The organism is Yersinia sp. Marseille-Q3913 (assembly GCF_963892745.1).
GTDB classification, from domain to species: domain Bacteria; phylum Pseudomonadota; class Gammaproteobacteria; order Enterobacterales; family Enterobacteriaceae; genus Yersinia; species Yersinia bercovieri.
This window is the reverse complement of record NZ_CAWQAF010000058.1, coordinates 1-2,195: the sequence shown is the minus strand read 5'-3', so window position 1 is coordinate 2,195 and position 2,195 is coordinate 1. Positions and strand designations below refer to the sequence as shown.

The window sequence follows — 2,195 nt, the reverse complement described above, 5'->3', positions numbered from 1 at the left end:
TTCTTATCCAGCTCAAAGCCCGCGCGTTGTTTGAGGTCACGTACTTTGTCACCCAACATCAGTTTGTCTTGGGAGCCAGTAACGGACTGCAGCTGTTCACTGACCACAGGTAAGGTGATCATGCCTTGCTGTACCAGAGTGGAATAACGCACCATGCCGGCATAATCCCGCGTTAATCGATTGAAGTTGCTTTCTAACGTTCGGTCGGCACTTTCACGTCCTTCTTGCCAACCCTTTTCTATCGCGGCACGCCACACTTTCTCTTCGGCGCCATTCTTCGGGGCGATTTCTGTAGGGATATCGGTATTCACTGCCAGACCGGCCAATAAGTACTGCCGCCAGGAGGGCGGATTACTGACAAACCGCTCTTTCACCAGAATGGTGTAGGTCTTGTTGGCAGTTCTTATCTGGTTATCTGTAATATTTGCGAGAGATTCAGCCGCGACAATAACGGGAGGTAGCCAACCCTGGCGACTGATCAGCGGCGCAAAGGTATAGAGTCTATTTAAGTCATCATTCTGAATACTCAGCGCTTGTTGCAGTTCCCAGGCTCGCTGTGCTTTTCCTCCCCGAAAACCAACGGTTTGCCCTGCATCATTAAGAAGTTGCCACAATGTGTCGTTCAGACCGTGTTTATCAGCGGCCGTTGGCGATAGGTAAGCATTGATATCCGGTGGTGGAGGTGTATCGATGGTTGCCCCGATAACCGGCACGGCGACCAGTGCCAGACAGAGGGCTAGGGCTTTTCGTATCATGCTAAAGCTCCTTGTTTTAGGGGCAACATAAAGTAGACGCGAAGCTCTCTGGACTGCTGATCTAGCTGAGCTCGCCAGTCGGTTTGAGTACGGATAATTCGAAGCAGCGTTTCAAAGGTGACATCCTGAACATGAATGGTGACAGGAAGTGGTAATCTGACGCCGGTGTAAGCAAATGATAAGCCGCGTTGTCGTGCCAACTCAGAAAGGAGCTCAATAGCGTCGCCATCCCATGTGACTGAAAGTCGTTGGCTGTTTGCCCGAATGCTGCCAGGTACGAAATGGACTTTTTGATTTAATACCCCGTTTAAGGCAAGATCCTGTAACGAGGTGGTGATTTGCGCGGTATTAATAGATATCGGCTGTGGAGTCGGTATCGGGTGTTTTGCCTGCGGTGCCTGGCAACCGGATAGCAGGAAAAGGCCAAAAGTGGCCAGATACGATAATTTCATAGGGGAAATTCCTGTATTACGGATCTCGGAGAGAAGTCGGGGGTGATCGTTTAGGGAGTGTTAATTCGGTATTGGATTTACTTGGACTACCCATAATTTATGATGTTGGATTGAGCAAAATATGGTTTTCATTCTCATGGGGAGCTGTGCGAAGCCATCATGGCTCATCCTCTAAGATGCTGGGTCACCATTGGGCATCTAAGAACAACACTCAATTTGGAAGTGACCTGTTTCCTTCCAGTCATTCTCCATGTATCGGCTGAACCCCCCCATATACTGGCCTACGGGACATGATATTGACTGCTGCCCACCGCCACCAAAGTAGTACCACACGCATGAATTTCGTTGCATAGCACTACTCGATTTCCATACACCAGATTGACAACTCAGTGTGGCGCCAACAGCATCGCGGCTTAATCGGCCATTTTCAGGACAACTTGTGCCGGCGACATTGACTTGTTCTAATTGGACTGTTCCCCCTTTAACCAGCCCTCCGGTATATATCCCCTTGTTATTGACTGTTTTAATCGTATTGTAGTCATCCATATAGAACCCGCCCCCGTAGGTTTCGTTCATCCAACCTTTGTTGTTACGGGTTACAATCCATCCTTCATTACTGCGAATATCCTTATTGGCGGTCATGCTCTGGTCGGCTGTCAGGTCTCCTGAATACTTACCGTTAGTGGCTGAAACATCACCACTGAACTGACCATTTTGTGCATTCAGATTACGAGCATTGTTAATGTCGTTACTGCCCATATCAATCGCCGTATGCATTTTATTGAGATCAGGACGCCCGTTGACCTCGAAACGATACAAGCGATCGCCGGCTTCGCTGTCACTGCCCAAAGAGTCGGAAGACAACATAACGGCAAGGCGCCCTACTTGACCCGAGAGACCATAATCGGGGAGATTAACAGTCCAACTGCCGTTGGCACCAATCGCTTGATTTGCCGGCCAGATATAGCCGCCCAAACCACTGATGTTT

At 49.2% G+C, this 2,195-nt stretch carries 3 protein-coding genes; all 3 read right to left on the bottom strand.

Going from position 1 to position 2,195, the window contains the following annotated elements; genetic code table 11:
* A partial coding sequence (locus AACW11_RS17170) for a type IV secretory system conjugative DNA transfer family protein (protein WP_212587038.1) occupies positions 1-755 on the bottom strand: 755 nt, incomplete at its 3' end.
* Entirely contained in the window at positions 752-1,207 is a 456-nt protein-coding gene (locus AACW11_RS17165) for a DotD/TraH family lipoprotein (protein WP_145560229.1), read from the bottom strand. The genes AACW11_RS17165 and AACW11_RS17170, both read right to left, overlap by 4 nt.
* A 198-nt stretch (positions 1,208-1,405) precedes the next feature.
* Positions 1,406-2,195 (bottom strand): shufflon system plasmid conjugative transfer pilus tip adhesin PilV (gene pilV / locus AACW11_RS17160; RefSeq protein ID WP_212587037.1); only part of this gene is annotated, 790 nt, incomplete at its 5' end.